The organism is Hymenobacter nivis (assembly GCF_006439025.1).
Lineage (GTDB): Bacteria > Bacteroidota > Bacteroidia > Cytophagales > Hymenobacteraceae > Hymenobacter > Hymenobacter nivis_A.
On the sequence record NZ_RCYZ01000006.1, the window covers coordinates 282,748 to 306,400 of the forward strand.

Below are 23,653 nucleotides of genomic sequence, written 5' to 3' on the forward strand. Positions count from 1 at the left end.
CGCGGTGGTAAGCCAATGCGCCGGGCTACTCGGCGTCCACTGCTTTATCCTGATAATTCCGATGGCAACCACCACCACAACGTACCCCGCCACGTTCACCATCGGCGGCGACCTCACCGTGAACCGCCTCGGCTACGGCGCCATGCGCATCACCGGCGAAGGCATTTGGGGCCCCCCGGCCGACCACAACGAGTCCATCCGCGTGCTGCGGCGGGCCGTGGAGCTGGGCGTGAATTTCATCGACACGGCCGACAGCTACGGCCCCAACGTGTCGGAAGAACTGATTGCCGAGGCGCTGCACCCCTACGCCAAGGGCCTGGTCATCGGCACCAAGGGCGGGCTGCTGCGCACGGGCCCCAACCAGTGGCCCGTCGATGCCAGCCCCAAGCACCTGGAGGAAGTGCTGCACGGCAGTCTCAAGCGCCTGAAGCTCGACCAGATTGACCTTTACCAGCTGCACCGTGTAGACCCCAACGTGCCGTTTGAAGACACGCTGAAGTTCTTGCAAAAGGCCCAGCAGGACGGCTACATCAAGCACATCGGCCTGTCGGAAGTGGACGTGGACCAGATCAAAAAGGCCCAGGAATTCGTGGAAATCGTGTCGGTGCAGAACATGTACTCGGTGGACAACCGCAAGTGGGAGCCCGTGCTCGACTACACCCGCGACAACAACATCGCCTTCATTCCGTGGTACCCGCTCTCGGGCGGCAACAAGGAGGCCCTGGCGGCCCTCGACCAAGTGGCCCAGAAGCACGGCGCCACCCAGCAGCAAATTGCCCTGAGCTGGCTGCTGCACCACTCGCCCAACATCCTGCTCATCCCCGGCACTTCCAAGGTGAAGCACTTGGAGGAAAACATGAAAACCGCTGACATTCAACTATCGCCGGAAGATATGGCGGCTTTGGATAAAATTAAAGCGGCTTAGTTTTAGCTATTAAGCTGATTGAAAGGGGCCCCGCAACGGTAGTTGCGGGGCCCCTTTTTGTGGCCGCGCCGCCGGAGAAATGAATTCCTCGCCGGCTGCGTTTAAAGAGTACCTGTTGCGGGACGCTACCCCGCCTTTACAATTGCTCCTCGCCATGTCCTTTCTATCCCAATTGCTAAGAATACCGCTGCTAGCGCTGGCCCTGGGGCTGGTGGCCGGCGCGCCCGCCCAGGCGCAGGTGACCAACACCGATCAAAAAGCCGACGCCGACTTCACGCGCTACAAGACCTACAACTTCATGGACGAGACGGCGCGGAAGGATTCGACGGCGGCCGACCTGAGCGCGAATATCTTCGACCTCAAACGGGCCGTGACGCGCGAGCTGGAAGCCCGCGGCTACCAGCGCGCCGCCCAGCCCGACCTGCTCGTGCACATCGGCGTCGCCACCCAGCTGCTCACCCAGACCCGCGAAACCAACTTCTTGAACGACGGGGCCCCGTACTACATCGGCCAGCGCAACTTCCGCTGGCAGGCCCAAAACGTGCCCATCGGCCAGTACCGCGAGGGTACCGCCACCATCGACGTGGTGGATGCCGCCCGCAAGGAGCAGGTGTGGCAGGGCACCACCACCAGCATCCTGTCGCGCAAGTCGCGCAAGGCCGCCCAGCAGATTGACAAGGGCGTGGCCGAGGCGTTTGCCAAGTTCCCGGGGCAGGCGCGCTAGGGCCCCGGCTACTTGCCGGCGCTGGTGCGGTCGATGAGCTGCACCACGTCTTTGGTGGATACTTTCTGGCCGGTTTCGGCGGCGCGGTAAATGGCTTCGAGCAGCTGCACGTCGCGCAGGCCCATTTCGCCGGGCACGCGGGTCGGCTTGTTCTGCAGGATGCAGGCAGCAAAGTCGTCCATTTGGGCGGCCTGCTGGTTAATGTTCGGCAGGTCAAGCCGGCCGTCGTTCTGGCTGGTTTTGCCGGCTAAGCCGCCGTAGCCGAAGGCCGGCGTCAGCTCCGCCCAGCCCTTGGGGCCCTCGATGCGCAGACGGCCTTCCATGTTTTCGGTGTAGCGGGTGCGGCAGTCGGCGGTGGCGCCGTCGGCGAATTGAAACTGCCAATCGAGCCCCGCCTCCACGTCTTTGAACAGCTTCGGGTCGGGGTTCGCCGTGAACTTGGCCGTGACCGACACCGGCACCTGGCCCTTGGTGTAGAGGCAGCCCTGCACGCAGTAGATGCCCATGTCCATCAGGGGGCCCCCGCCGCTCAGGGCCCTATCCACGCGCCAGCTGGGGGTGGTCAAACTAAAGCCGTTGTCGGCCGCCAGGTGCCGCACCGGCCCGTAGGCTTCGCGCTGGCCCAGGCGCATCATTTCCTGGTTGTGCGGCTCGAAGTGCAGCCGGTAGCCCACGCTGAATTTTTTGCCCGCCTTCTGCACCGCCGCTACCATGCGGCGCGCGTCGGCCGCCGACGTGGCCAGCGGCTTCTCGCAAATGACGTGCTTGCCCGCCTGCGCCGCCCGCACCACGTACTCGGCGTGCATAGCGTTGGGCAGCACCACGTACACAATGTCGATGGCCGGGTTGTCAATCATCCGGTCGAAGGTTTTGTAGTCGTACACGTTCGCGTCGGGGATGCTGTACTGCTGCTTCCACTTGGCGGCCTTGGCCGGTGTACCCGTCACGATGCCCGCTAGCCGGCAAAACTTGGTTTGTTGCAAGGCCGGAGCCAGCTGCCCGGCGCTGTAGCCGCCCAGCCCCACCAGCGCCACGCCCAATTTGCGGTCGGCCGCGGGGGCCCCGGCCAGCCAATCGAGGGGCCCCGCCAGGGCGTGGGCGCCCACCAGCGTAGCTCCCGCGCCAAGCGAGAGCGTACGCACAAAGTCGCGGCGGGAAGTAGCGGAAGCAAGGAAGTCGTTCATGGCGCGCAGCAGGTTGGGGTAGAATCAGCTTACCCCGCGCAGCCGCGCCGGGTTGCGGTCGAGCTTGCGCAAACGCCCGTTTTACAAGCGCCCGCTCAAGCGAACCAAGCGCAACGGTTGTGCTTCGCTGCACGCTGCATCTCTACGGCGGCAGTAACTGAAATACTTGCGCGGGAGAGATGCTTCGCTGCGCTCTGCATGACCGGTTTTAGTTAAAAGGCAAGCCGCCAGGGGCCCTGTCTACTCGTCTTCGGGAAACTTGCCCATGTTGCCGCTCTCAAAATCGGCGATGGCGGCCATCAGCTCCTCGTTGGTGTTCATCACGAAGGGACCGTAGGTGGCCAGCGGCTCCTCAATGGCCGCGCCGGCCAGCACCAGCACGAGGCTGTCTTCCGAAGCGGTGATTTGCACGTCGGCCGAATCCCAGCCCAGCACCACGAGCTGCTGGGTTTTGGCGGGGCGCTCGCCGTTCACCAGCACCGCGCCGCGCACCACGTACAGGCCCACGTTGTAGGCGGCGGGCAGCGTCAGCACGAAGTCGGCGCCCTTGTCTAAGTGCAAGTCCAGCAGCGTGAGGGGCGAGAACGTATGGGCCGGCCCCGTGGCACCGCCGTAGCTGCCGGCAATCACGCGGATGCTGCCCCCGCCGCCGGGTAGCGGCACGCTGGGGATGGCGGCGGCGCGCAGCTCCTGGTACTGGGGCGGCACCAGCTTGTCGGCCTTGGGCATGTTCACCCACAGTTGCAGCAGCTCCAGGGTACCGCCGCGGCGGGCAAAGTCGCCATCGTACATCTCGGCGTGGCGCAGGCCGGCGCCGGCGGTCATCCACTGCACGTCGCCGGGCCCGATGGTGCCGTCGTGTCCGGCCGTGTCGCGGTGGGCCAGGTGGCCGTCGTACACAACAGTCACGGTCTCAAAGCCGCGGTGCGGGTGGGGCGGCGAGCCCAGGGGCGTCTCCGTGGGCGCAATCTGCATCGGCCCGATGTGGTCGATGAGCAGGTACGGGCTCAGCTGCCGGATGCGGGGCCCCGGCATGGGGCTGGTCACGTCGAAGCCGTCGCCCACGGCCTTCTTGTTGCCATCAATCACTTGGAATATGCGGCGGAAAGGGGAGGTAGCCATAGCAAAATTAGAATAGAATGCGTGGGGCTTTTACAAGCCGCGGGGCCCTAAAAGGTTATCCACCTTAGATAGGTGGATAACCTTGTTGATCAAAACATCACGCTGTTTCGCGCATCAAAATCAACGGCGGATTTGACGTTTGAATCGATAAGCTCAGCGATGTTAAGTAGCGTGGTTGTTGGGGCGGGGTACGATAAATCATATCCAACGAAAGCATAAGCCCGCACGCGGTGGTGGGGCCCCAACAGGTCGTCTTGCTCAAACTGCTGTATGCTAGCTAAAAGCTGGTCACCTGCCTCTAGCAAACGGGTTTCCTGGTTCCGGTCGTCTGCCTCGGCCTTGCCTTTGGCGCGAATCTTAAATTCGACGAAGCACACGTCACGCCCTTCAAAAAATACGCAGTCGCAACGTTTGGGTGCGGGCTGAACTCGCCCTATTAAGCATTTGTCAATGGCGGCTAAATGCACCGGGCGCCCATCGGGATTGCGCAACTGAAAATGCCGCTCCGGGTCATAAGATTCATCAGCAACTCGTGCCACCCAGGCTTCTCCGGGCGGATCGGAATAGTAAGAAACGGTTTCGGGGTAAATATTCAGACAACCTTTCTGGCGGCAATGGGTAAACCGCTTTTCTAACGCTTCCCGCATTACGCAACCTGTTTCTTAAGCCGCAGTAGCTTGCGGAATCTATCCGAAATATCTCCCGAAACTGCATCCAGCTCATTGCCGCCAATAAGGTGCGTGCGCTCGTCGGTAATGGGTTTCACCGTGCCATCGGTAACGTAATAAGCGGCAAATTCATCGGGATTCAGCCAACAAGCTTTGGGCACAATAGCAGCGATTTCTTCTTCCAAATCAGGGCGTAGCTGGGCCACTTTATACGCCTCCAGCAGCAGGTTGCAACTTGATAATATATAGGGACTGTGCGTAGTTATCGTCAGGTCATTTTCGCCCTTTGTGCATTTCTCCACCAACCAGTTCAGCAGCCCTTGCTGTGCGGTGGGGTAGAGGTTTAGCTCCGGTTCCTCGATAATAAAACTCTGCGGCTGTTCTGTATCATTACTTAAATGTTCTAATAATACCAATAATGGAGTGACAGATTGAATACCACTAGCTGCTTCGTAAAGACGGAAAAGCGTTTCGCTTTCAGGGATTTTAATAAAATCTTGCCCATTTTGGTGTATATATTTTGCATTTAGAAATGGAATAGATAATTCGTTTATTGTCTTGCGAGCATTGGAGAAGTTATTGGCAAAATCAAGAATCCCTTTTGGCAAACCTATATCATCACGTAATAAGCCAGCCCAGGAGTATTCTAAAGAAGATACAAAAATTCTTTCCGAAGGACAATACCAAGGGTATTGTCCGGATATAAATTTAAGATGATTCCAGTTTAAATATTTATTTGGATTATCAGGTTTATTTTTAAAATTATTTCGAATTTCTATTTTAATTTCTGCTAATTGACGCAGTATTCCTTGACGAAGTACCTCAAATTCATCTATTGTCTTAGCTTTTTCAAATAGCCCAGTTAAATCTTCTGATTGAGCCGCCAAAGATTCTCCGGAGCTTTTTATATTAACTACGTGGCTCTTATTTTCATATGTTAAAGACAGAGCGCTAGATGAATAATTAAAAGCTGTGTTGTCTGTAAAAAAATTAGATAATGAATGTTCTTGGTAAGCTTCTAATGAATTGAGTCTTGCGTTATCATTATCAGAGCCATCGCTGTAATAATTTCTCTTGTAAAGAAATATATCCTTCAACTTCGCCAGCGTACTCTTCCCTCCACCCGTGGGCCCTATAAAAACCGTTACCCGCTTAAAGTCCACCGTGGCCTCTTTAATCGGGCCGAAGTTTTTGACAATTAGTTGCTCGTTCATCGCCGATAGAAATTAGGATAGGGCCAAAAATAGCACGCGGCGGCCCCGTTGCCGGAACCGCCGCGTGGATAACGTTTTAGTGTGCCGCTAGATTTTCTCCGGCAGCAGGGTGGCGTCGGGGTAGTGGCCGAGCACGGGGGCCTTGCCCTGCGTGACGGCCTCCACCAACAGGGCCCCGCCCACGAAGGCGCCCTTCCACGACTCGCCCAGGCCGCCGAATACCTCGGCCCGGTCGCCGCGCGAGCGCAGCGCGTTCACGCCCACCTTGAAGGCGCGCACCTCCTTGGCCGTGCGGGCGGCCCACTCCTTATCGTCCGACACGACGGCGGCCACCAGGGCCCCGTTCGAGATATTCATCTCGCCCACCAGCTCCTCCACGCGGTCCACCAGCACCACGCTGTCGATGGGGCCGAAGGGCTCCTTGTAGTACAGCTCGCTCTGGCGGGGCAGGCCCACCAGGGCCCGCGGGGCGCGGTAGGCGCTGCGGTCCTGGCCGGGCAGGAACAGGCTGTCGTCGAGCTGGCCGTTGTAGAGCGGCGTGGCGCCGGTCTGCAACGCGTTGTCGTAGAGGCGGTCCAGGTCCTGGGCCTGGCGCGCGTTGATGACCGGGCCGAAGGCCAGCTCGGGCAGCTTGTCGTCGGGGCCGTCCACCAGCGTGGGGTTGCCCACCTTCAAGCCCTTGATCACGCCGAGGTAGGTTTCGAGGAACTGCGGGAACAGGCGGCGCTCCACCACGAAGCGCACGTAGGCCGTGCAGCGCTGCTTGCCGTAGTCGTAGCCCTTGCGCAGGTGCTGGGCCAGTAGGTCCCAGTCCGAGAAATTCCAGAGGCCGTAGGTGTTCACGCCCTCCATTTCGAGCATGTAGCGCTTGTGCTGCTGGCCCAAGGCGTCGGCGATGTTGCGGCCGTTGTAGCGCCCGCCCACGAAGCTCAGCGCGTCGATGCGCGGGTCCTGCACCAGCACCTCGCTCAGCTCGCCGCCGGGGCCGCTCACCAGGGTCAGTGGCAAGCCGCAGCGGCGGCCGATGGCAAAGGCCAGGCTCAGGGAAATGAAGCCGCCGTCGGTGGGCGTTTTGGCAATCACGGCATTACCCGCCAGCGCCTGCACTAGCACGGCGTGAAAAAGCACCGAGAACGGGTAGTTCCACGAGGCAATGTTGCTGACCAGGCCCAGCGGCTGGCGGCCGGCGAGCATGGGCTCGATGTTCTCGATGTACCACTGGGCCCCGTCGATGCAGCGGTCGATGTCGGTGAAGCCGGTGGCGTAGGTTTTGCCAATTTCCCACATCAGCAGCTTGCCGATGAGGTCGGCCAGGGGACGCAGTTGGGCCAGGCAGTCTTGCACGCGGCGCTGGCGGTCGGCCAGGCTGGTGGCGCTCCAGGCGGCGGCTTCGGCCTTGGCGGCCACCACGGCGCGCAGGGCCACGTCGTGCGTGAGCATGGGCAGGGCCCCCAGTTCCGAGCCGTCGATGGGCGAGTGGAAGGCGCGGGGCTGGCCGGGCTCTTGCCAGCGGCCTTCGAGCAGGTTGAGGAAGTGCCCATTCTGGTCGAAAACTTCGGGCGCGTGCTGCTTGACTTGTTGCAGCAGGAAGCTGAATTCAACCTGCGGCGAAACGATTTTGGGCATGGTGTTTTGGAGAAATGGGACGATGTACTGCCGCGGAAGGTAAGCGATGGTTTTGAGCCAAAAAAGCCGAGCCCAAGCCCCGGTGGAGCGGCCAGCGCGCCGCCGCCCGCCGCGGGAGCCTCCAGCGCGCCCGGCAGGGCCCCGGCAACGTTTGCGGGCCTATTATTTCCACCCGCGCCAAACGGGCCGTTTTTTAGGGCCCCCGCGCGCCGGCCGCCGGCCCAAAAGCGCCGCCCCGGGCCCGGCGGTTACATTTGCCGGCATGGCTGCACCCCTTACCACTGCCCCCACGCTCGTTTTCCTGCACGGCTTTGCCGAAAGCCGCGAAGTGTGGACCGATTTCACCCGCTCGTTTCCGGCTGGCTACCGGCTGCTGGCCCCCAACCTGCCCGGCCACGGCACCAATAGGGCCCCCGTGCCCGACTTCAGCATGGAGGCCCAGGCGCGCTACGTGGCGCAGTACCTCACCGACAAGGGCGCCGCCGACCCCGTGCTGCTCGTGGCCCACAGCATGGGCGGCTACGTGGCCCTGGCCCTGGCCGAGCGCTACCCCAGCCGCGTGGCCGGCCTCGCCCTCATCAACTCCACGGCCCTGCCCGACACCGACGAGAAGCGCCAGAACCGCGAGAAAAACATCGGCTTCGTGGAGCGCCACGGCGTGGAGAAGTTCATGGACAGCTTCGTGCGCCCGCTTTTCGCGCCCGCCAACCGCGACCGGCTGGTGGAGGCCCGCGAGCTGCTCGAAGAAATTGGCAAGGCCACGCCGGCCGCCACCTTCGCCGGGGCCCTGCGCGGCATGGCCGCCCGCCCCGACCGCACCGCCGTGCTGGCCCGCGCCGCGTTTCCGGTGCTGACGGTGGCCGGCAAGCACGACGTGGCCGTGCCCTTCGACGACTCGGTGCGCCAGGCGGCGCTGCCCGCCACCGCCGCGGCCCTGTTTCTGGAAGGCAGCGGCCACCTGGCCTACCTCGAGCAGCCCGAGGAAACCCGCCGCGCCGTGCTGGCGCTGGCCGCCGCCGTGTTCGAGGAGTAGCGCCGGGGCCCTAGCGCGCGCCGGCGCGGTTCGGCGCGGTGCTGGCCAGCTGTTCCTGCCGGTACCAATCGGTGAGGAAGTACACCACCAAAAACACCACGCCCGCCGCCATGAATAGGTTGCGGGCGGTTTCGTTTTGGTGCGCGAAGCCGAACAGCCACGGCGACGCCAAAAACACGAAGCCGCTCACCAATTCCAGCTTGCCGTGCGCTGGGAAGGGCAGCAGCCGCACGGCCCCCAGGGGCATGTTGGTGAGCAACGACACCACCAGGTAGCCGCCGGCCAGCACGTAGCACACCGTGGCGTAGGCCCCGTGCAAGCCGAACAGGCTCGGGGCAAGGGCAAAAAAAGCGCACGTGGCGTAGTCGAGCACGCCGTGCACGGTGGGGGAGATGGGTTTCATAGCGCGTTGCGAAAAGTGGAAGGGTAGTGGCTGATCCTACGGGGGTTGCGCCGGGAACGATATGGCCGAGGTTCCCCAATGTTCAGCTATTTCGAGCGGCAATCTGAACAATTGGGGTCCTTGCCGCTTACCTTCGGAAATTTTTTAAGGCGGCGCTTTATGGCCGGTTATATTATTAACGTTCAATGAAGTTCTTTACCCTAGTATCGAGCCTGGCGCTGGGCCTGGCAACGCCCGTACTGGCCCAAACCGACGTGCCGGCCAATTCTGCCCCGGCCACCACGGCCCACACGCCCACCACCATTTTGCCGCCCAGCGCCAAGCACCGCGGCAGCCTCTACTTCAGCTGGGGCTACAACCGCGACTGGTACTCGCGCTCCGACATCCGGTTCCAGAACCAGAAAACGGACAACTACGACTTCACCTTCGTGAACGCGCACGCCAGCGACCACCCCAGCATGAGCGACTTCTGGAAATTTAAGTCCCTCACCATCCCGCAGTACGACGCCACGCTGGGCTACATGTTCAACGACCGGCACGACCTGGGCATTGAGGTGAGCTGGAACCACTTGAAGTACGTGGTGGACGACAACCAAATCATCCACGTGCGCGGCAACATCCGCGGCCGCTACATCGACAAGGACACGCTGGTGACGCCCGATTTTGTGCACCTGCAGCACACCAACGGCAACAACTACCTGATGGTGAACCTGGTGAAGCGCCAAAAGCTAATCGTGGGCAAGCACTTGCAGCTCAGCGCCATCGGCAAAATCGGCGGGGGCCCCATGATTTCCTACACCATCTCCACCATCTTCGGCAGCCACCAGGAGGGGCCCTTCCACTACCACGGCTGGGTAGTGGGTACCAGCGCCGGCCTCAAGTTCGACATCTACAAGTACTTCTTCTTGCAGGGCGACGTGCAGGGCGCCTTCGCCGACTACACCAACACCTGGATCGGGGCCGACAAAGTGGGCCGCGTGACGCACGTGTTCACCTCGGCGCAGGCCATTTATTCCTTCGGCTTCAACGTACCGCTGTAGGGCCCCGAACGGGCCATCCTTGGCATTTAACATGGTTTCGGTGGCCGGCGGCCACCGAAATTTCCGCTACTTTCGGCCCGCAGCCCCTTGCCTTTGGCCGGGCGCTGCGGGCCGTTTGTTGTTGCACGCCACTTGCCAAAACCCAATTTTATGCCCACCGACCAGGTTACTTTTTACCGCTGGGACGACATGCCCGAGGAGCGCATGACGGACTTGATTTCGCGCCGCTTCATCACCGGCGACAAGACGATGCTCGCCCACGTGTACCTCAAAAAGGGGGCCCTGGTGCCCAAACACCACCACGAAAACGAGCAGATTACATACATCCTCGAAGGGGCCCTGCGCTTCCACCTCGGCGACGACCAGGCCCAGGAAATCATCGTGCGGGCCGGCGAGGTGCTCCACATCCCGTCCAACGTACCCCATTCCGCCGAGGCGCTGGAAGACACGCTCGACGTGGATATTTTCAGCCCGCCCCGCCAAGACTGGATCGACAAAACCGACGCCTACCTCCGCTAAATTATTAGTTGTCAGTTGCTCGTTGTTAGTGAGTGGATAAACTGCTAATTAACAATTGGTAGCGAGCGACTGACAACTGACAACGAATAACTGACAACTAAAAATGGACTTAGGACTGAAAGGTAAGATTGCGCTGGTGGTTGCCGCCAGCAAGGGCCTGGGCCGCGCCGTGGCCGAGGAGCTGGCCGCCGAGGGCGCGCACCTGGTCATCTGCGCCCGCGGCGAGGCGGAATTGCGCGCCACGGCCGCTGCCATCGAAGCGGCCAGCGGCGTGCCGGTGCTGGCCGTGCCCGCCGACCTGGCCGCGCCCGGGGCCCCCGCCGCGGTGGTGGCCGCCGCGCTGGCCCGCTTTGGCCGCGTGGACGTGCTGGTAACCAACGCTGGGGGCCCCCCGGCGGGCGGCTTCGACAGCCTCGCGCCCGAAGCCTGGGACGCCGCCACCCGCCTGCTGCTTACCAGCGTGGTGGAGCTGACGCGCGCCGTACTGCCCGGCATGAAGGCGCAGGGCTGGGGCCGCATCCTCAACATCACGTCCATCAGCGTGAAGCAGCCGGTAGATAACCTGATGCTGTCCAATAGCTTGCGGGCGGCCGTGACGGGCATGGCGCGCACGCTGGCCACCGAGGTGGCCCCGTTCGGCATCACCGTGAACAACATTTTGCCCGGCTACACCCGCACCGCCCGCGTCGAAGCCCTGGCCCAGGCTATTGCCGACCGCGACGGCATTGCGCCCGCCGACGCCCAGGCCCGCTGGGAAAACGAAATCCCCATGCGCCGCCTCGGCGAGCCGCGCGAGTTTGGGGCCCTGGCCGCGTTTCTGTGCTCGGAGCGGGCCAGCTACATCACCGCCACCTCCATCCCGGTGGACGGCGGGTGGATTAAGGGGCTGCTGTAGCGTAGGATACAGGTTTTAATTAGGGCCCCGGCTGTCATGCTGCGCACCGCGCGGCTGGCAGCCGGGGCCCTATTCTTGTCCTACACCAGCCCGCGCAGCCGTTCAAAATCGGTGCCCAGGATGCTGGTGTCGTCGGCGCCGAGCCAATCCCGCAGCACGGTGGCGTAGATGCCGCGGAAATCGACTTGGTGGCGCAGGTCGCCTTGGTCGAGGTTGGCCAGGTCGGGGGCGTCGTTGAGGATGCCTTTTTGCTGGAGGCTACCGCCGAGGAGGAAGACCGGGTTGGCGGTGCCGTGGTCGGTGCCGTTGCTGGCGTTCTGGCCCACGCGGCGGCCAAATTCGGAGAACACCAGCACCAGGGTGTTGGCCCACTGGCCGTTTTTCTGGAGGTCGTCGGCCAGCGCGGACAGGCCGTCGCCGAGGTCGGTGAAGAGCCGTTGCTGCTGCTCGTGCTGGCGCACGTGGGTGTCGAACCCGTTGAGGGCCACGTAGTACACCCGCGACTCCACGCCGGAGTTGATCAGCTCGGCGGTGGTTTTCAGGTTCTTGCCGAACTCGGAATTGGGGTAGGCCACGGCCGATTTATACACCTTCGACTTGTCGTAGAGGTAGTCGGCCGACGAGGCGGTTTCGGCCAGCGTTTGGTAGAGGTAATCCACCTGGGCGTGGTGGTGGTCGGAGCCGGTTTCGCGGCTCACCTTGCTCAGCAAGCGGTTTTGGGTAAGCTGGTGCAACTTGCCGGGGTTTTTGAACGCCAAGCCGTTGCGCTGGGCGCCCTTCAGGGCCAGGCTCAAAGTGTCGTCCACTTCCAGGGCGTTGTAGGCGTTCTGGCAGCCGGGGGCCCCCGAGTCGAGGTAGCGGCCGAGCCAGCCGGTGCTCAGGTTCTGGGCGCTGCCCGAGCCGGTTTGCCAGATGTCCATCGAGCGGAAGTGCGAGCGGTCGGGGTTGGGGTAGCCCACGCCGTTGAGCACAGCCAGGTAGCCCTGGTCGTAGAGGCTCTTGAAGCCCTTCAGCGCCGGATGGAAGCCCAGCCCCTTGTCCAAGGCCAAAATCCCCTCCGATTCCTTGATGCCCAGCGTAGGCCGCGCCTTATAGTACAGGTCGTTCTGGTACGGAATGACGGTATTCAGGCCGTCGTTGCCGCCGCCGAGCTGCACCACCACGAGGCGGCGGGCCCCCGGCGCGTCGGCCAGCCGCGCCAGCCCGGGGCCCCGGTCGAGGGCGTGCAGCATTTTGGGCACGAACAGCAGCGTGCTGGCCAGGATCGAGGTCTGGAGGAATTCGCGGCGTTGCATAATCAGGGATAGTTATAAAGGTGGATTGGAGCAGGGTCTGTACCACCAAGCTGTGCTTGGTCTTGCCCGAGGGCCCCAAGGCAGCGTACGCGAGACCAAGCACAGCTTGGTGGTACAGATTTGCGCCGTCTGGGCGCTACGACAACTGATACTCAGGCAGGCTCATCAAGCTAACGAGCGTGTTGCGCAGGGCTTCGGCGGGCGCGGGGTTTTGGGCGGCGGCTTGCTGCACCAGGGCCAGGTTTTCGGGCCGGATGGGCGTTTGGAGCAGGAACTCGCTGAGGCGGGCGGGCTGGGCCGGGGCAGGCGTGGCGCCCAGCAACTGCTGCAGGGGCCCCAGCGGCAGGTGGGCCCCAGCGGTGGGCTTCACGGTGCGGTCGGCGCGCGTGAGGTTGGGGGCAATGTCGTTTTCGTCCTGCTTGAGGGCCACGGCGAAATCGGCGTTTTTGAAGAGGATGGCCGGGATTTGCAGGCGCAGCAGCAGCGACGACGAGTCGATCCAGTTGCGGCCGCCGGGCCAGCCGGCCACGTTTGGCGGCTCAAACAGCGTCTGGCCCAGGGCTTTCTGGTAGCCCAGCAGCGGCCGGTCGTTGTCGAGGCGCACGCCCAGCGTGCGCCGGATGCCGGCCAGCAGTTCCACCGGGCTCTTGAGGTGCGTGCCCACGTTGGTGGGGTCGTAGAACCAGTCGGCCGAAAACATCCGCTCCAGCAAGTCCTGGACGTCGTAGCCACTCCGGCGAAACGCGTCGGCCAGCGGCGCGATGCGGGCCGGGTCGGGCGTGTCGTTCACGAAGAAGCGGTAGAATTTGGTGGTGAGGAAAGTAGCCGCCGCCGGCTGCTCCAGGATGATGGCCAGCACGTCCTCGCCCCGCAGGTTGCCAGTGCGGCCGAGGAAGGTTTTGGGGCCGTCGTCGTGGTCGTTGGGCCGGAACTTGAAGTTGCCCTGCGCGTCGTAGCTCCAGCCGGTGAAGGCGCGGGCGGCCTCCTTCACGTCTTGCTCGGAGTAGTTGCCGCGGCCCAGGGTGAACAATTCCATCACCTCGCGGGCGAAGTTTTCGTTGGCGTGGCCCTTGTGGTTCTGGCGGTTATTCAGAAATTCAAGCATGGCCGGCTCCTGGCTCACGGCCAGCAGCAGGTCGGGGAATTTGCCCAGCGCGTACTTCCGCGTGGTGTTGTGCAGGCTGAGGGCGGGGCCCGGCTGGCGCACCCGGCAGGCAAAGTGGCCGTGCCAAAACAGCGTCATCTTCTCGCGCAACTGGGCCGGCGAGGTGGCCATGCGGTCCATCCAGGCCGTCGAAATGTTGATGAACGCCTCGCGCAGGCCCTGGTTTTGCATTTTGCGCTGCTCGGGCGTGAGGTCGGCGCGGCGCAGCCGGGGCACGCCGCCGGGGCCCATCCGGTAGGGCTGGCGCGGGGGCAGCGCGGCCACCGGGGCGGGCGGCGCGGCCTCGGCGGGGCTGCCGCTCATCGTCGCGGGGGCCTGGTCGGGCGTGGTGACCATGCCGGTGGGCACCGGGTTTGTGGTCGGAGCGGGAGCCCCCGGGGGCACGGCCATCACCGCGCCCAGCGGGTCCGCGAAGTGCATGGCGGGCGCGTCGAGGGGCACAAACTGCTCGGAGTCGCGCAGCAGCTGCCGCAGGGCTTTGCGCGGGCTCAGGCCGGCGGCCACGTCCTGGGGCCGGGGCCCGAAGCCGGCGCGCCAATACAAGTGCTGAAGTTGCTGGGTGGTGTCCATGCCGGTAAGAGGGCCCCCGGCGGCCAGGGTTTAATTGGTGGGGACGGGCGGGGGGCTACGGGGCGCTTTTTGGGCCCCCGGCGGCTACCGGAAAACCAGTATTTTTTGAGCCTGGGACCGGCGGGAAAGCCCATATGAACCCATTGGCCAGGTTTCGTGCCTAGTTTGCGGCGGCCGGTCCTTCCACGCGGCCGCTACCGTTTGCTATGCTTGCATCCGTCCTCACCCTGTGGGCCGCGCTGTTGGGCAGCAGGCCCGCCCTGCTCGCGCCCCAAGTGCCCACCGCCGACACCCTGCGCGTGGTGCGCGGCTACGGCAACCAGACCTACGCCTGGGGCACGCTGCGGCTGCGCAACGGCCAGCGCCTGCGGGGCTACCTGCCCCTCTCAGCCACCGGCCTCGACGCGCTGGTGGCGTACTACCCCGGCCCGCCCGACGCCCGGCCGGCCCCCCGCATGAAAAAGCTGCTGGCCCAGCAAGTGCAGTGGATGCAGGTGCAGGGCCAGTACTCCGAGCTGATGGAAACCTACCTCGCGGCCCGCCGCGTGGGCGGGCCCGTCGAGCTGTTTCTGGTGCGGGCCTCGCCCTCGCCGCTGGTCAGCTTCCTGGGGCCCCAGCCGGTGATGGGGTCGCCGGCCGTTAGCAAAACCTTCGTTATGCCCGAAAAATGGTACCTGCGGCGCGCCAACGGCCAGCCCGTGCTCGTCAGCCCCAAGGACTTTGCCACCCAGCTAGCCGCCTTCTTCGCCGACGACCCCGCCCTATCCAAGCACCTGGCCGCCAGCGACGAAGGCTACCGCTTGCCCGAGCTAGAAGCTCTGGTGCAGCGCTACAACCAGCATGCCCGCCCCTAGCCGCCGGGCCCCTGCACTCAGAGCAATTGCTGCTGAGCGGCCAGGCGGATAAGCGCGGCGGTGTTGCCAACCCCGAACTTGGTGAGCAGGTTGCGGCGGTGGGTTTCGACGGTGAGAGCGCTCAAGAACAGGCGGGTGGCAATGTCGTGGCTGGTGAGGCCGTCGGCGATGAGCAGCAGCACTTCCCGCTCGCGGCGCGTGATGAGGGGCCCCGCGGCGGCGGCTGGCGCGGGGCGCAGCAGCAGTTCCTGCACGTCGTCGCTGAAATACTTTTTGCCGGCGTGCACCCGGGCAATGGCCTCGGCCAGCTCCTCGGGCGAGGCGTTTTTGAGCAAGTAGCCGGCCGCGCCCTCCTGCATCATGCGCGTCACGTAGCTTTTCTCGTGCAGCGTGGTGAGGGCCAGTACTTTTAGCCCGGGGTAGTCGGTGGTGAGGCGGCGGCACACTTCCAGGCCACTCTGGTCGGGCAGGTTGATGTCGAGCAGCACCACGTCGGGGCGGTGGGTGGCCACGGCGGCGTAGGCTGCGGCGGCCGTGGCAGCGGTGCCCACCACGGCCAGGTGCGGCAGCGGCTCAAGCAGCATCCGCAGGCCCGCCAGCACCAAGTGGTGGTCGTCCACCAGCACCACGCGAATCGGTTCCATAAGCTATTTACTGGTAAAGGGTTCGGTGGTGGAAGCCGTGGCCGTGGGGGCCCCGGCGGGGAGGGCGGCCCCGGCTACGGCCTCGGCTGGTAGCCGCAGCTCCAGGCTCACGGTGGTGCCCTGGCCGGGGCGCGACTGCACCTCCGCGGTGCCGCCCAGGTACTGGGCACGGGCTTGCACGCTGCGCAGGCCCACGCCGGGGGGCCGGGCGGCGGGGTCGAAGCCGCAGCCGTCGTCTTCCACCACCAGCTGCAGGTCGGGGCCGTGGCGCATGAGCTGCACCAGCACCTGCCGGGCGCGGGCGTGCTTCACCACGTTGGTGAGCAGCTCCTGCACCAGGCGGTACACGTCGGCCTCGGCGGCGGGGGCCAGGCGGGCGTCGAGGCCATAGGTCTGGAGCTGCACGCGCAGGGCCCCGGCCTGCTCCGTGGCGTCGCAGAGGTCGTGCAGGGCCTGGGCCAGGCCGAAGGCCAGCAGGGCCTCGGGCATGAGGTTGCGGGCCACCCGGCGCAGCTCGCCCACGGCGGCGTCGAGGTGGCCGGTGGCCTGGGCCAGCAGTTGGGCGGGCCCGGCGGGCAGGGCGTCGCGGCTGCGCGCCGCCCCCAGGTAAAACTTCACCGTGGCCAGCAGGCCGCCCAGCCCGTCGTGCAGGTCGCGGGCCACGCGGCGGCGCTCCTCTTCCTGGCCACGCAGCACCGCTTGGGTCGTGAGCAATACTTTTTCCTGGGCTTGCTGCTGCTGGGCCAGGCGCCGGCGGTGGCGCCGCAGGGCCCAGGCCAGGGCCCCGGCCACCGCCACCGCCAGCAGCAGCGCCAGGTACACGGCGGCCAGGCGGCGCTGCTGGCGCAGCACCAGCGCCTGGGCCGCCTGGGCCTGGCGCAGGGCGGCCAGCTGCTGGGCCTGTTGGCGGCTGCGGTAGCGGGCCTCCAGCTGCTGGGCCTGCTGGCGCACGGCGGTGCCGGCCAGCGAGTCGCGCAGCCCGTGGGCCCGCTGGGTGTAGCGCAGGGCGGCCCGCCACTGGCCGGCTTCTTCTTCGAGCTGGGCCAGGGCCCCCAGCGCGCCCACCAGTTGCTGGGGGTCGCCGAGTTGGGCGGTGAGGGCCAAGCTGCGCTGCAAACTGCTGCGGGCGTGGCCCAGGTCGCCGCGCTGGGCCTCCAGCTGCCCCAACTGGCCCAGCAGCTGGGCTTGGTAGCCCGCCGCGCCCTTGCGCTCCGCGTAGCCCAGGGCCCGGTGCAGCGCCTGCCCGGCCGGCTCTGGCTGCTGCACCAGCAAGTAGTATTGCCCCAGCGTGCCGTAGAATTCGCCAGCGTACAAGGTGTTGATGCTCAGTAGGGAGCGGGCGAATTGGAGCTGCTGCCAGGCGCTGTCGGGCTGGGTGCGCTGTAAGTGCAGGGTGGCCAGCTGCAAGTACACGGGCAGCAGCTCGGGCACGGGGCCGGTGCGGGCGCGCAGGGCCGCGGCCTGGCGCCAGTAGCGGGCAGCGCGGGCGGGCTGGCTCAGCACCAAAAAGCTGTTTCCCAGGTTAGCGTACACCGTGAGCAGGGTGGTGGATGCGGGCAGGGCCTCCAGGTAATCAGCGGCTTGTAGGTAGAAGCGGGTGGCGGCGGCGTAGGCCCCGCGGCGGTCGGCCACGTTGCCGCGGTTGTTGGCCACGGCCCCCAGCAGCTTGCGCAGGCGCGTGGCCGGGTGCTGGTGAAACAGGGGCCCAGCAATGGCCTCGGCCCGCTGGCTGTAGCGGTCGGCGCGGGCATTGTCGTGGCGGATGAGGGCCAGGGCGCTGAGTTGAAGCCAGCCGTGGGCCTGCCCATAGCCGAAGCTGGCGGTCGTGCTTAGGGATAAGGCCTGCCGGGCGTACTGCCCGGCGCGGGCCGTGTCGGTGGCGGCCAAGGCAATGGAGAGGCGCAGGGCGGTGAGGGCGCGGGCCGTGTCGGTGGGGGCGGTGCGCAGCGCGTGCCGCAGGCTGTCGGCGGCGGTTCCCGGGGCGGCCACCGCTGGGGCCCCACCCAGCAGCGCCAGCAGCAGCAGCGCCCATCGGGTGCGGCGGCGATGGGCCAAGCAATCAGGGAGAAAGGGGGCGGCCATGGGGCGGCAAACATGCGCACAATTCGGCGAAAAGCCCGGGGCTTTCGGCGAAATACTGGTTTTCCGGTAGGGCCGATTACTGCTTTCCGGCGATTTCGGGGGCGGGGGCCGCCGGGCACCTTTGCAACGGTTCTCCTGCCCACTTTTTCAGCCCTTTAGCCCGTGCGCCCCGCCCCACCGCCGCCCCGCCCGGGGCCCCCGCCCGACGGGTTCGCCGGCCGCTGCCCGCCCCACCCACCGCCGCCTTCCAGCAGCTCAAAATTATCCCCATTCTTTTCCACATTTCCCTGCCCAATCGCCGTGAAAAAGCTCCTCACCGCCGCTGCCCTAGTCCTCGCCGCCGGCTCCGCCTCGGCCCAGTCCAATATTGTCAAAGTGAACGTGCTGAGCCCGCTGGTGCACACTGGCTCGTTCTTCTACGAGCGCCAGCTCACCGTTGCCAGCAGCCTGGAGCTGGGGGGCCTGTTCACGAGCTGGACGGTGCTCGACACCAAGATTACCGGCTTCGCCCTCACTCCCGAGTACCGCTTCTACCTATCGGCTAATAAACCGGCTTTGCAGGGCTTCTACGTGGGGCCCTTCCTGCGCTACCAAAACCTGACGCTCAAGAACGACTACGAGGCCTACGACGAGAACGGCAACGCCACCACCCAAACCAACGAGGCCGCCCTCAACACCTTCGGCGGGGGCGTGGTGGTGGGCCACCAATGGGTGTTTAAGCAGCGCTTCGCCCTCGATGCGTTCCTGGGGCCCTCCTACAACGGCGGCACGGTGAAGGAGAAGGACCCAAACGGCGGCGGCTCGTTCGACACGGCCGGGTTCAGCGGATTTGGGCTGCGAACGGGCATTGCGTTCGGCGTCGCCTTTTAGCCGGTGGCCCGTGTTGGGGGCCTAAAAAAACACACACTTGCTATCCTGGTAAATTATTTCATATCAATTACTTGATTTCTCCCAGCGCCATGAAAAAAGTCGTTTTAGTACTCGCCGCCCTGAGCCTGGCTGGAGCCGTTGCCGCCCAGGATACTGCCCCCCGCCCGGCCGCGCCCGCCCCGGCCCGGCCCCGGCTCTTCGATGCTGGCCAGCGCTCGGCTCCGGCCCCCGCCCGGGGCCGCGACGCCAGCCCGCCCCGCCCGGGCCCCGGCCGCGACCGTCCCAATTGGAACAGTGGCGGCTCCTACACTGTGCTCGACTTGGGCGGCCTGCTCGACGTGGTGCTGCACGGCCGCGATGCGTGGCGCAACTACCCGGTGCCCCCCCGCCCCCCGGTGGCCGGCCCCCCGGTGGATTACTTCCGCCCCGCCACCGCCTTCAGCGGGCGGGTGGGCTTGAAGGCCGGCTTCAACCTGGCCACCGTGACGGGCGGCAACGCGCCGGGTAAGTTCTCGTACCGCGACGGCTTCAGCACGGGCGCGATGGCCGATTTTAGCCTGAACGGCTACCTCTCGCTGCACCCCGAGCTGCTGTTTTCGCAGAAGGGCGCGCGCTACGACGAAACCGACGCCAACGGGGCCCGCTTCGCCGGGAAGCTGCGCCTCAACTACTTCGACCTGCCCGTGCTGCTGCGTGCCCACGCCCCCGGCGGCCTGTTTGCGGAAGTGGGCCCCCAGCTGGGCTACTTGGTGGGACAGAAAACGGAATCGACCGAGTACGTGCCGGGCCAGGACCCGCGCGCCACCAGCCGCGTCGACATGGCCGGCACCCGCCGCCTCGAACTGGGCTACGTGGCCGGCGTGGGCTATCAGCTGCCGCAGGGCCTGGAAATAAGCGCGCGCTACAACGGCGGCCTCGCCGACCTCAACGACCCGGCCAGCGGCCCCGCCCTGCACAACGCGCTCATCCAACTGCAAATAGGCTATCTATTCAAGTAAGCTAAGCGGCCGGCGCGCTCGTGGGGTTGCCGCCCGGGGCCCTAAAACCGGGCCCCCAGCACCACAGTTTTTTTGTACTCGCGCCGCTCGCCGCCGGCGGGCCGGAACAGCTCAACGTGCAAAATGTAGTAGCCCACGGCCGCCTTGCGGCCCCCGTCGTCCAGGCCGTCCCAGGCCACGAAGCCGGCGGTGGGCAGGCTCTCGTTGCGCAGCAGGCGGCGGGTGAGGCGGCCCACGGCGTCGTACACCGTGATGGAGCCCACGTAGCCGGGCTGGTCAAGCTGGTAGTTAAGGGTGGTGAAATCCTGCTGGCCGTCGTCGTCGGGCGTGAAGACTTCGGGCACTACGGTCAGTTCCTGGCCGCCACCGGGCGCGTCCTGAGCCTGCGAGTTGGGGCGGCCGGGCGTGGCGTAGCCCACGGTGCCGGCCGCTGAGTGGAAGTTGCTGCCCAAGCTGGGGCCCTGCGCCCGGATGCGCTCCAGCGACACGCCGTCCTGGCTGGCGAGCAGTGGCAGGTGCAGGCTTTTGTTGTAGGCCAGGCGGTCAATTTCCTGCCCGCTGGCGCTGAGCAACACCGCCAGGCCGGCGTCGTCGGGCCAGGTGGGCAGGGCCCCCACGGCGAGTAGCGTGGCGGCATCGGCGCTGGTGGGGTACTGCGCCTGCACCGTGGCCGCACTGGTGCTAAAGGCTACCAGCTGCCCCGGCGCCAGCACGTAGGGCCCCGGGCACATGGGCAGCCCCGCCCCGCCATCGCCCACCTGAAACCCTTGAATGTCAACGTATTTCTGGCTCCGGTTCAGCAATTCAATGAAGCGCACGGCCCCCACGCGGGGGTTGAACAGCAGTTCATTTACCACCACGTCGCCGGGCGCGGCGGCTTCGGGCAGGGCAAAGTCGGCGGCTTGGAGTGGGCCGCTGGCGTTGCCGGCGCAGTCGGTGGCGGTTTGCACCGTCAGAGTGGTGGGCCGGCTGGGCGCAAGCGCCCCGGCAAGCGTCAGGTCCACTACCCGAAAGTCGGGGCCCACCGGCGCGGCGCGGGCCACGGCCGGCGCGGGGGCCCCCAGGGCGTAGCGGGCGGGGTTGGCCGCGGCGGCGCTGTCGAGCTTTTCGGAGAAGAACAGGCGCACAGTGCGGGCGTCCACGGCCACGGCGCGGAGCAGGGCGGGCGGGGCGGCGTCGGGGTGCGGGGCCCCGGCGGCGTTGGTGCGGCCGGGGGTGCCGCCGCGCGGGTCGGGGCTGGCGGTCCAGTTGTCGGCCCCGGCGCAGAGGTTGGCGGGGTCCACCATTTCCAGGCTCCAGCCGCCGGCTTGCTTACGCGCGTCGCGGTACCAGGCGTCGGAGTACGCCACCTCGAACAGCACCCGGCCGCTGGGGCCCCGCAGCACCAGTTGGTCGCCGCCGTTGCTCAGCGCGGGGAAATTGGTGAGCCCGTACACCTTGCCAAACGGGGCAAACTGCGCCGCCCGGGTGGTGCCGCACACCACCGCGTACTGCCCCGGCAGCAGCCGCGCCGTGTCGGGAAACACGGCCTGGGCGGCGGTGCCCGTTTTGCCCAGCCGCACGCCGCGCAGGCTGAGGGTTTTGGTGGCCGAGCGGTTGTAAACCTCCACAAACTCCGACTCGGGCAGGCCCACCGCCGGCGTTTCGTCGGCCATTATCTCGGTGATAATCAAGTCGCCAAACCCCGGCGCCACCGGCAGCCCCGCGAAACTGGCCGCCAGGGGCCCCGGCGCCGCGTTGCCAAATAAGTCGGCCACCTGCCGCACTTCCAGCACGTTGGTCGCCGGCAAATCAGCCCCGAAGGTGAGGCGCACCACGGCCGGGTTGCTGGCCAACACTTCGGCCGCCACTGGCGCCGCCCCGCCGCGCAGCCGGTAGCTGGCCGCCAGGGCCCCCGTGGCCGGGTCCACGGCTTCGTTGCACACGGCGTCCACCCGGCGCGCATCGAGCGGCGTGGCCCGCAGCAGCAGGGGCGGCGTGGCGTCCACCGCGCTGAAATCGTCGAAGTAGAAGTTCTTCCCGTTGGTTGATGAATAGAGCAGGGCCACGCCCGCAGCGGCGCTGCGCTGGTAGGCGGCGTCGGTGGCCGGGGCCCCGTCGGCCACGAAGGTGCGGCCCCCGGCCAGGTCGCGCTCCAGCGTCCAGCGGCTGGTGGTGCTGCGGGTGATGCGTACGCGCACCAAGTTGTTGGTGCTGCTGGCCAAGGTGTTGGCCTGGCCGGTGATGAGGGCCACGGCGGTTTTCGCCGAGTCTTTGCGGAACAGCGTGAGGTTATCGGCGGTGCCGCCCAGGCGCACGAAGTAGCCGCTGGTGGCGGCGCTGCCCAGGTCGGGCCCCGAGGCCATCAGCCACACGTCGGCCAGGTTGCTGGCGCTGGTGGCCAAGCGCAGGTTGGCCCAAAATTCCCAGGTGGTGCCGGTGCTGGCGCGGCAGGGCACGGCCAGCTGCAGGCGCGTGCCGGTAGTGGCCGGGCCGTTGCTTTGCAGCTGGCCTTGGGCGTTGACGGTAAAGAAATTAGCGGTACCGGTCCAGGCGGGGTTAGCGGTAAAATTGCCGTCGGTGAAGTCGTCGCGCAGTTGGGCCGAAGCCGCGTGGGAAAACAATAAAAAAACGAAGAATAGTAAGATTTTCGACATTAATAAGCGGACTAGAAGGGCATTAGCGTCGAATGTAAGCCATTTTTGGTGACCTTTGCCTGGCGCGTGCGTCATTTTGCGCGCCCCTTCAACCCCTTGATTACCTCCATGAAACTTGCCATTGTGGGTGCCACCGGCCTGGTGGGCACCGAGCTGCTGAAAGTGCTGGCCGAGCGCCAGTTCCCCCTCACCGAGTTGCTGCCCGTGGCCTCGGCCAAATCGGTGGGCCAACTGGTTCGCTTTCAAGGCAAAGACTACCCCGTGGTGAGCATGGACGATGCCATTGCAGCCCGTCCCGACATCGCCATTTTCTCGGCCGGCGGCTCGGTTTCGAAGGAGCACGCCCCGCGCTTCGCCGCCGTGGGCACCACTGTGGTCGACAACTCCTCGGCCTGGCGCATGGACCCCACCAAGAAGCTCGTGGTGCCCGAAATCAACGCCAATACCCTCACGGCGGCCGATAAAATCATCGCTAACCCGAACTGCTCCACCATTCAGATGGTGGTGGCCTTGAACGACTTGCACAAGGCTTATGGTTTGCAGCGTATCGTGGTGAGCACCTACCAGAGCGTGACCGGCACCGGCAAAAAAGCCGTGGACCAGCTCATGGAGGAGCGCGCCGGCCAAACGGCCAGCAACCCCGCCTACCCGCACCCCATCGACCTGAACGTGCTGCCGCACATCGACGTGTTCGAAGAAAACGGCTACACCAAGGAAGAGATGAAAATGGTGCACGAAACCAAGAAAATCATGGGTGACAACAGCATCCGGGTGACGGCCACCTGCGTGCGCATCCCCGTGATGGGCGGCCACTCAGAGGCCGTGAACGTGCAGTTTCACAAGGAGTTTGCCATGGCCGAGGTGCGCACCATCCTGCGCCACACCGCCGGCGTGGAGCTGGTCGACGAGCCGAGCCAGAACCTGTACCCCATGCCCAAAGACAGCCACGGCCACGATGCCGTGCTGGTGGGCCGCCTGCGCCGCGACGAAACCCAGGAATGCACGCTGAACATGTGGGTGGTGGCCGACAACCTCCGCAAAGGTGCCGCCACCAACGCCGTGCAAATCGCTGAATACTTGGTAGCCAACAAATTGGTAGGCTAGGTTGCAGCGCCGCTTGGCAGTGCGTTGAAACGAGGTGGCCTGGCGAATTGCCCGAAGGGCTTTGTCGGGCCACTCTGGCTAA

General features: G+C 65.4%; 21 protein-coding genes. 10 read left to right on the top strand and 11 right to left on the bottom strand.

Going from position 1 to position 23,653, the window contains the following annotated elements; translation table 11 throughout:
• Nucleotides 1–61: 61 nt before the first annotated feature.
• Both EAH73_RS15605 and EAH73_RS15610 read left to right on the top strand, forming a co-directional pair.
• Complete coding sequence (locus tag EAH73_RS15605) at nt 62–925, top strand: aldo/keto reductase (protein ID WP_140468161.1); 864 nt, start codon at nt 62–64, stop codon at nt 923–925.
• Nucleotides 926–1,079: 154 nt separating this feature from the next.
• Nucleotides 1,080–1,649 (top strand): DUF4136 domain-containing protein, encoded by a 570-nt coding sequence (locus EAH73_RS15610; RefSeq protein WP_161599569.1) that lies wholly within the window; start codon nt 1,080–1,082, stop codon nt 1,647–1,649.
• An 8-nt stretch (nt 1,650–1,657) separates the two neighbouring features.
• On the opposite strand, the gene EAH73_RS15615 is transcribed toward EAH73_RS15610, so the two are convergent.
• From EAH73_RS15615 to EAH73_RS15635, 5 genes are all read right to left on the bottom strand, one after another.
• Nucleotides 1,658–2,833 carry a Gfo/Idh/MocA family protein gene (locus tag EAH73_RS15615; protein WP_140468165.1) on the bottom strand — a complete coding sequence of 392 codons (1,176 nt, stop codon included), beginning with the start codon at nt 2,831–2,833 and terminating at the stop codon, nt 1,658–1,660.
• 240 nt (nt 2,834–3,073) lie between these two features.
• A complete protein-coding gene (locus tag EAH73_RS15620; RefSeq protein WP_140468167.1) occupies nt 3,074–3,955 on the bottom strand; it encodes a pirin family protein in 882 nt (293 codons plus the stop codon).
• An 89-nt stretch (nt 3,956–4,044) separates the two neighbouring features.
• Entirely contained in the window at nt 4,045–4,602 is a 558-nt protein-coding gene (locus EAH73_RS15625; protein ID WP_140468169.1) for a hypothetical protein, read from the bottom strand.
• Nucleotides 4,602–5,837 (bottom strand): AAA family ATPase, encoded by a 1,236-nt coding sequence (locus EAH73_RS15630; RefSeq protein WP_140468171.1) that lies wholly within the window; start codon nt 5,835–5,837, stop codon nt 4,602–4,604. Before EAH73_RS15630 ends, EAH73_RS15625 begins: the two co-directional genes overlap by 1 nt.
• An 87-nt stretch (nt 5,838–5,924) precedes the next feature.
• Nucleotides 5,925–7,463 carry an aldehyde dehydrogenase family protein gene (locus EAH73_RS15635; protein ID WP_140468172.1) on the bottom strand — a complete coding sequence of 513 codons (1,539 nt, stop codon included), beginning with the start codon at nt 7,461–7,463 and terminating at the stop codon, nt 5,925–5,927.
• Nucleotides 7,464–7,725: 262 nt separating this feature from the next.
• Here EAH73_RS15635 and EAH73_RS15640 point away from each other — a divergent pair, with 262 nt between their 5' ends.
• On the top strand, nt 7,726–8,496 hold the full coding sequence (locus EAH73_RS15640; RefSeq protein WP_140468174.1) for an alpha/beta fold hydrolase: 771 nt from the start codon (nt 7,726–7,728) through the stop codon (nt 8,494–8,496).
• A gap of 10 nt (nt 8,497–8,506) precedes the next feature.
• On the opposite strand, the gene EAH73_RS15645 is transcribed toward EAH73_RS15640, so the two are convergent.
• A complete protein-coding gene (locus tag EAH73_RS15645; RefSeq protein ID WP_140468176.1) occupies nt 8,507–8,899 on the bottom strand; it encodes a hypothetical protein in 393 nt (130 codons plus the stop codon).
• A gap of 185 nt (nt 8,900–9,084) precedes the next feature.
• Here EAH73_RS15645 and EAH73_RS15650 point away from each other — a divergent pair, with 185 nt between their 5' ends.
• The 3 genes from EAH73_RS15650 (at nt 9,085) to EAH73_RS15660 (ending at nt 11,353) form a co-directional block, all read left to right on the top strand.
• Nucleotides 9,085–9,939 carry a hypothetical protein gene (locus tag EAH73_RS15650; RefSeq protein ID WP_240047284.1) on the top strand — a complete coding sequence of 285 codons (855 nt, stop codon included), beginning with the start codon at nt 9,085–9,087 and terminating at the stop codon, nt 9,937–9,939.
• A gap of 150 nt (nt 9,940–10,089) precedes the next feature.
• Nucleotides 10,090–10,458, top strand: a complete 369-nt coding sequence (locus tag EAH73_RS15655; protein ID WP_140468178.1) for a cupin domain-containing protein — start codon at nt 10,090–10,092, stop codon at nt 10,456–10,458.
• A gap of 103 nt (nt 10,459–10,561) precedes the next feature.
• On the top strand, nt 10,562–11,353 hold the full coding sequence (locus EAH73_RS15660; RefSeq protein ID WP_140468179.1) for an SDR family oxidoreductase: 792 nt from the start codon (nt 10,562–10,564) through the stop codon (nt 11,351–11,353).
• 80 nt (nt 11,354–11,433) lie between these two features.
• Here the strand turns inward: EAH73_RS15660 and EAH73_RS15665 are convergent, their stop codons facing one another.
• Nucleotides 11,434–12,648 (bottom strand): DUF1501 domain-containing protein, encoded by a 1,215-nt coding sequence (locus EAH73_RS15665; protein ID WP_140468181.1) that lies wholly within the window; start codon nt 12,646–12,648, stop codon nt 11,434–11,436.
• Between the two features lie 136 nt (nt 12,649–12,784).
• Nucleotides 12,785–14,383, bottom strand: a complete 1,599-nt coding sequence (locus EAH73_RS15670; protein WP_140468183.1) for a DUF1800 family protein — start codon at nt 14,381–14,383, stop codon at nt 12,785–12,787.
• 206 nt (nt 14,384–14,589) lie between these two features.
• On the opposite strand from EAH73_RS15670, the gene EAH73_RS15675 reads away from it, so the two are divergent.
• Entirely contained in the window at nt 14,590–15,237 is a 648-nt protein-coding gene (locus EAH73_RS15675) for a hypothetical protein (protein ID WP_140468184.1), read from the top strand.
• 17 nt (nt 15,238–15,254) lie between these two features.
• On the opposite strand, the gene EAH73_RS15680 is transcribed toward EAH73_RS15675, so the two are convergent.
• Nucleotides 15,255–15,881 carry a response regulator gene (locus tag EAH73_RS15680; protein WP_140468186.1) on the bottom strand — a complete coding sequence of 209 codons (627 nt, stop codon included), beginning with the start codon at nt 15,879–15,881 and terminating at the stop codon, nt 15,255–15,257.
• A gap of 3 nt (nt 15,882–15,884) precedes the next feature.
• Nucleotides 15,885–17,936 carry a sensor histidine kinase gene (locus tag EAH73_RS15685; RefSeq protein ID WP_140468188.1) on the bottom strand — a complete coding sequence of 684 codons (2,052 nt, stop codon included), beginning with the start codon at nt 17,934–17,936 and terminating at the stop codon, nt 15,885–15,887.
• 327 nt (nt 17,937–18,263) lie between these two features.
• Here EAH73_RS15685 and EAH73_RS15690 point away from each other — a divergent pair, with 327 nt between their 5' ends.
• Nucleotides 18,264–18,833: a DUF3575 domain-containing protein gene (locus tag EAH73_RS15690; RefSeq protein WP_161599570.1), complete on the top strand. Its 570-nt coding sequence runs from the start codon at nt 18,264–18,266 to the stop codon at nt 18,831–18,833.
• An 89-nt stretch (nt 18,834–18,922) separates the two neighbouring features.
• Complete coding sequence (locus tag EAH73_RS15695) at nt 18,923–19,831, top strand: porin family protein (protein ID WP_140468192.1); 909 nt, start codon at nt 18,923–18,925, stop codon at nt 19,829–19,831.
• 41 nt (nt 19,832–19,872) lie between these two features.
• Here EAH73_RS15695 and EAH73_RS23910 read toward each other — a convergent pair whose 3' ends face one another.
• The gene (locus tag EAH73_RS23910) at nt 19,873–22,467 is read right to left on the bottom strand and encodes a lamin tail domain-containing protein (RefSeq protein WP_140468194.1); all 2,595 of its coding nucleotides are present in this window, start codon (nt 22,465–22,467) and stop codon (nt 19,873–19,875) included.
• 108 nt (nt 22,468–22,575) lie between these two features.
• Here EAH73_RS23910 and EAH73_RS15705 point away from each other — a divergent pair, with 108 nt between their 5' ends.
• Nucleotides 22,576–23,571 carry an aspartate-semialdehyde dehydrogenase gene (locus tag EAH73_RS15705; protein ID WP_140468196.1) on the top strand — a complete coding sequence of 332 codons (996 nt, stop codon included), beginning with the start codon at nt 22,576–22,578 and terminating at the stop codon, nt 23,569–23,571.
• The last annotated feature ends 82 nt before the right edge of the window (nt 23,572–23,653 follow it).

Excerpts from the sequence above, each read along its gene's own strand:
- EAH73_RS15605 (WP_140468161.1), top strand. The coding sequence starts at position 62 with ATGGCAACCACCACCACAACGTACCCCGCCACGTTCACCATCGGCGGC.
- EAH73_RS15610 (WP_161599569.1), top strand. The coding sequence starts at position 1,080 with ATGTCCTTTCTATCCCAATTGCTAAGAATACCGCTGCTAGCGCTGGCC.
- EAH73_RS15615 (WP_140468165.1), bottom strand. The coding sequence starts at position 2,833 with ATGAACGACTTCCTTGCTTCCGCTACTTCCCGCCGCGACTTTGTGCGT.
- EAH73_RS15620 (WP_140468167.1), bottom strand. The coding sequence starts at position 3,955 with ATGGCTACCTCCCCTTTCCGCCGCATATTCCAAGTGATTGATGGCAAC.
- EAH73_RS15625 (WP_140468169.1), bottom strand. The coding sequence starts at position 4,602 with ATGCGGGAAGCGTTAGAAAAGCGGTTTACCCATTGCCGCCAGAAAGGT.
- EAH73_RS15630 (WP_140468171.1), bottom strand. The coding sequence starts at position 5,837 with ATGAACGAGCAACTAATTGTCAAAAACTTCGGCCCGATTAAAGAGGCC.
- EAH73_RS15635 (WP_140468172.1), bottom strand. The coding sequence starts at position 7,463 with ATGCCCAAAATCGTTTCGCCGCAGGTTGAATTCAGCTTCCTGCTGCAA.
- EAH73_RS15640 (WP_140468174.1), top strand. The coding sequence starts at position 7,726 with ATGGCTGCACCCCTTACCACTGCCCCCACGCTCGTTTTCCTGCACGGC.
- EAH73_RS15645 (WP_140468176.1), bottom strand. The coding sequence starts at position 8,899 with ATGAAACCCATCTCCCCCACCGTGCACGGCGTGCTCGACTACGCCACG.
- EAH73_RS15650 (WP_240047284.1), top strand. The coding sequence starts at position 9,085 with ATGAAGTTCTTTACCCTAGTATCGAGCCTGGCGCTGGGCCTGGCAACG.
- EAH73_RS15655 (WP_140468178.1), top strand. The coding sequence starts at position 10,090 with ATGCCCACCGACCAGGTTACTTTTTACCGCTGGGACGACATGCCCGAG.
- EAH73_RS15660 (WP_140468179.1), top strand. The coding sequence starts at position 10,562 with ATGGACTTAGGACTGAAAGGTAAGATTGCGCTGGTGGTTGCCGCCAGC.
- EAH73_RS15665 (WP_140468181.1), bottom strand. The coding sequence starts at position 12,648 with ATGCAACGCCGCGAATTCCTCCAGACCTCGATCCTGGCCAGCACGCTG.
- EAH73_RS15670 (WP_140468183.1), bottom strand. The coding sequence starts at position 14,383 with ATGGACACCACCCAGCAACTTCAGCACTTGTATTGGCGCGCCGGCTTC.
- EAH73_RS15675 (WP_140468184.1), top strand. The coding sequence starts at position 14,590 with ATGCTTGCATCCGTCCTCACCCTGTGGGCCGCGCTGTTGGGCAGCAGG.
- EAH73_RS15680 (WP_140468186.1), bottom strand. The coding sequence starts at position 15,881 with ATGGAACCGATTCGCGTGGTGCTGGTGGACGACCACCACTTGGTGCTG.
- EAH73_RS15695 (WP_140468192.1), top strand. The coding sequence starts at position 18,923 with ATGAAAAAAGTCGTTTTAGTACTCGCCGCCCTGAGCCTGGCTGGAGCC.
- EAH73_RS23910 (WP_140468194.1), bottom strand. The coding sequence starts at position 22,467 with ATGTCGAAAATCTTACTATTCTTCGTTTTTTTATTGTTTTCCCACGCG.
- EAH73_RS15705 (WP_140468196.1), top strand. The coding sequence starts at position 22,576 with ATGAAACTTGCCATTGTGGGTGCCACCGGCCTGGTGGGCACCGAGCTG.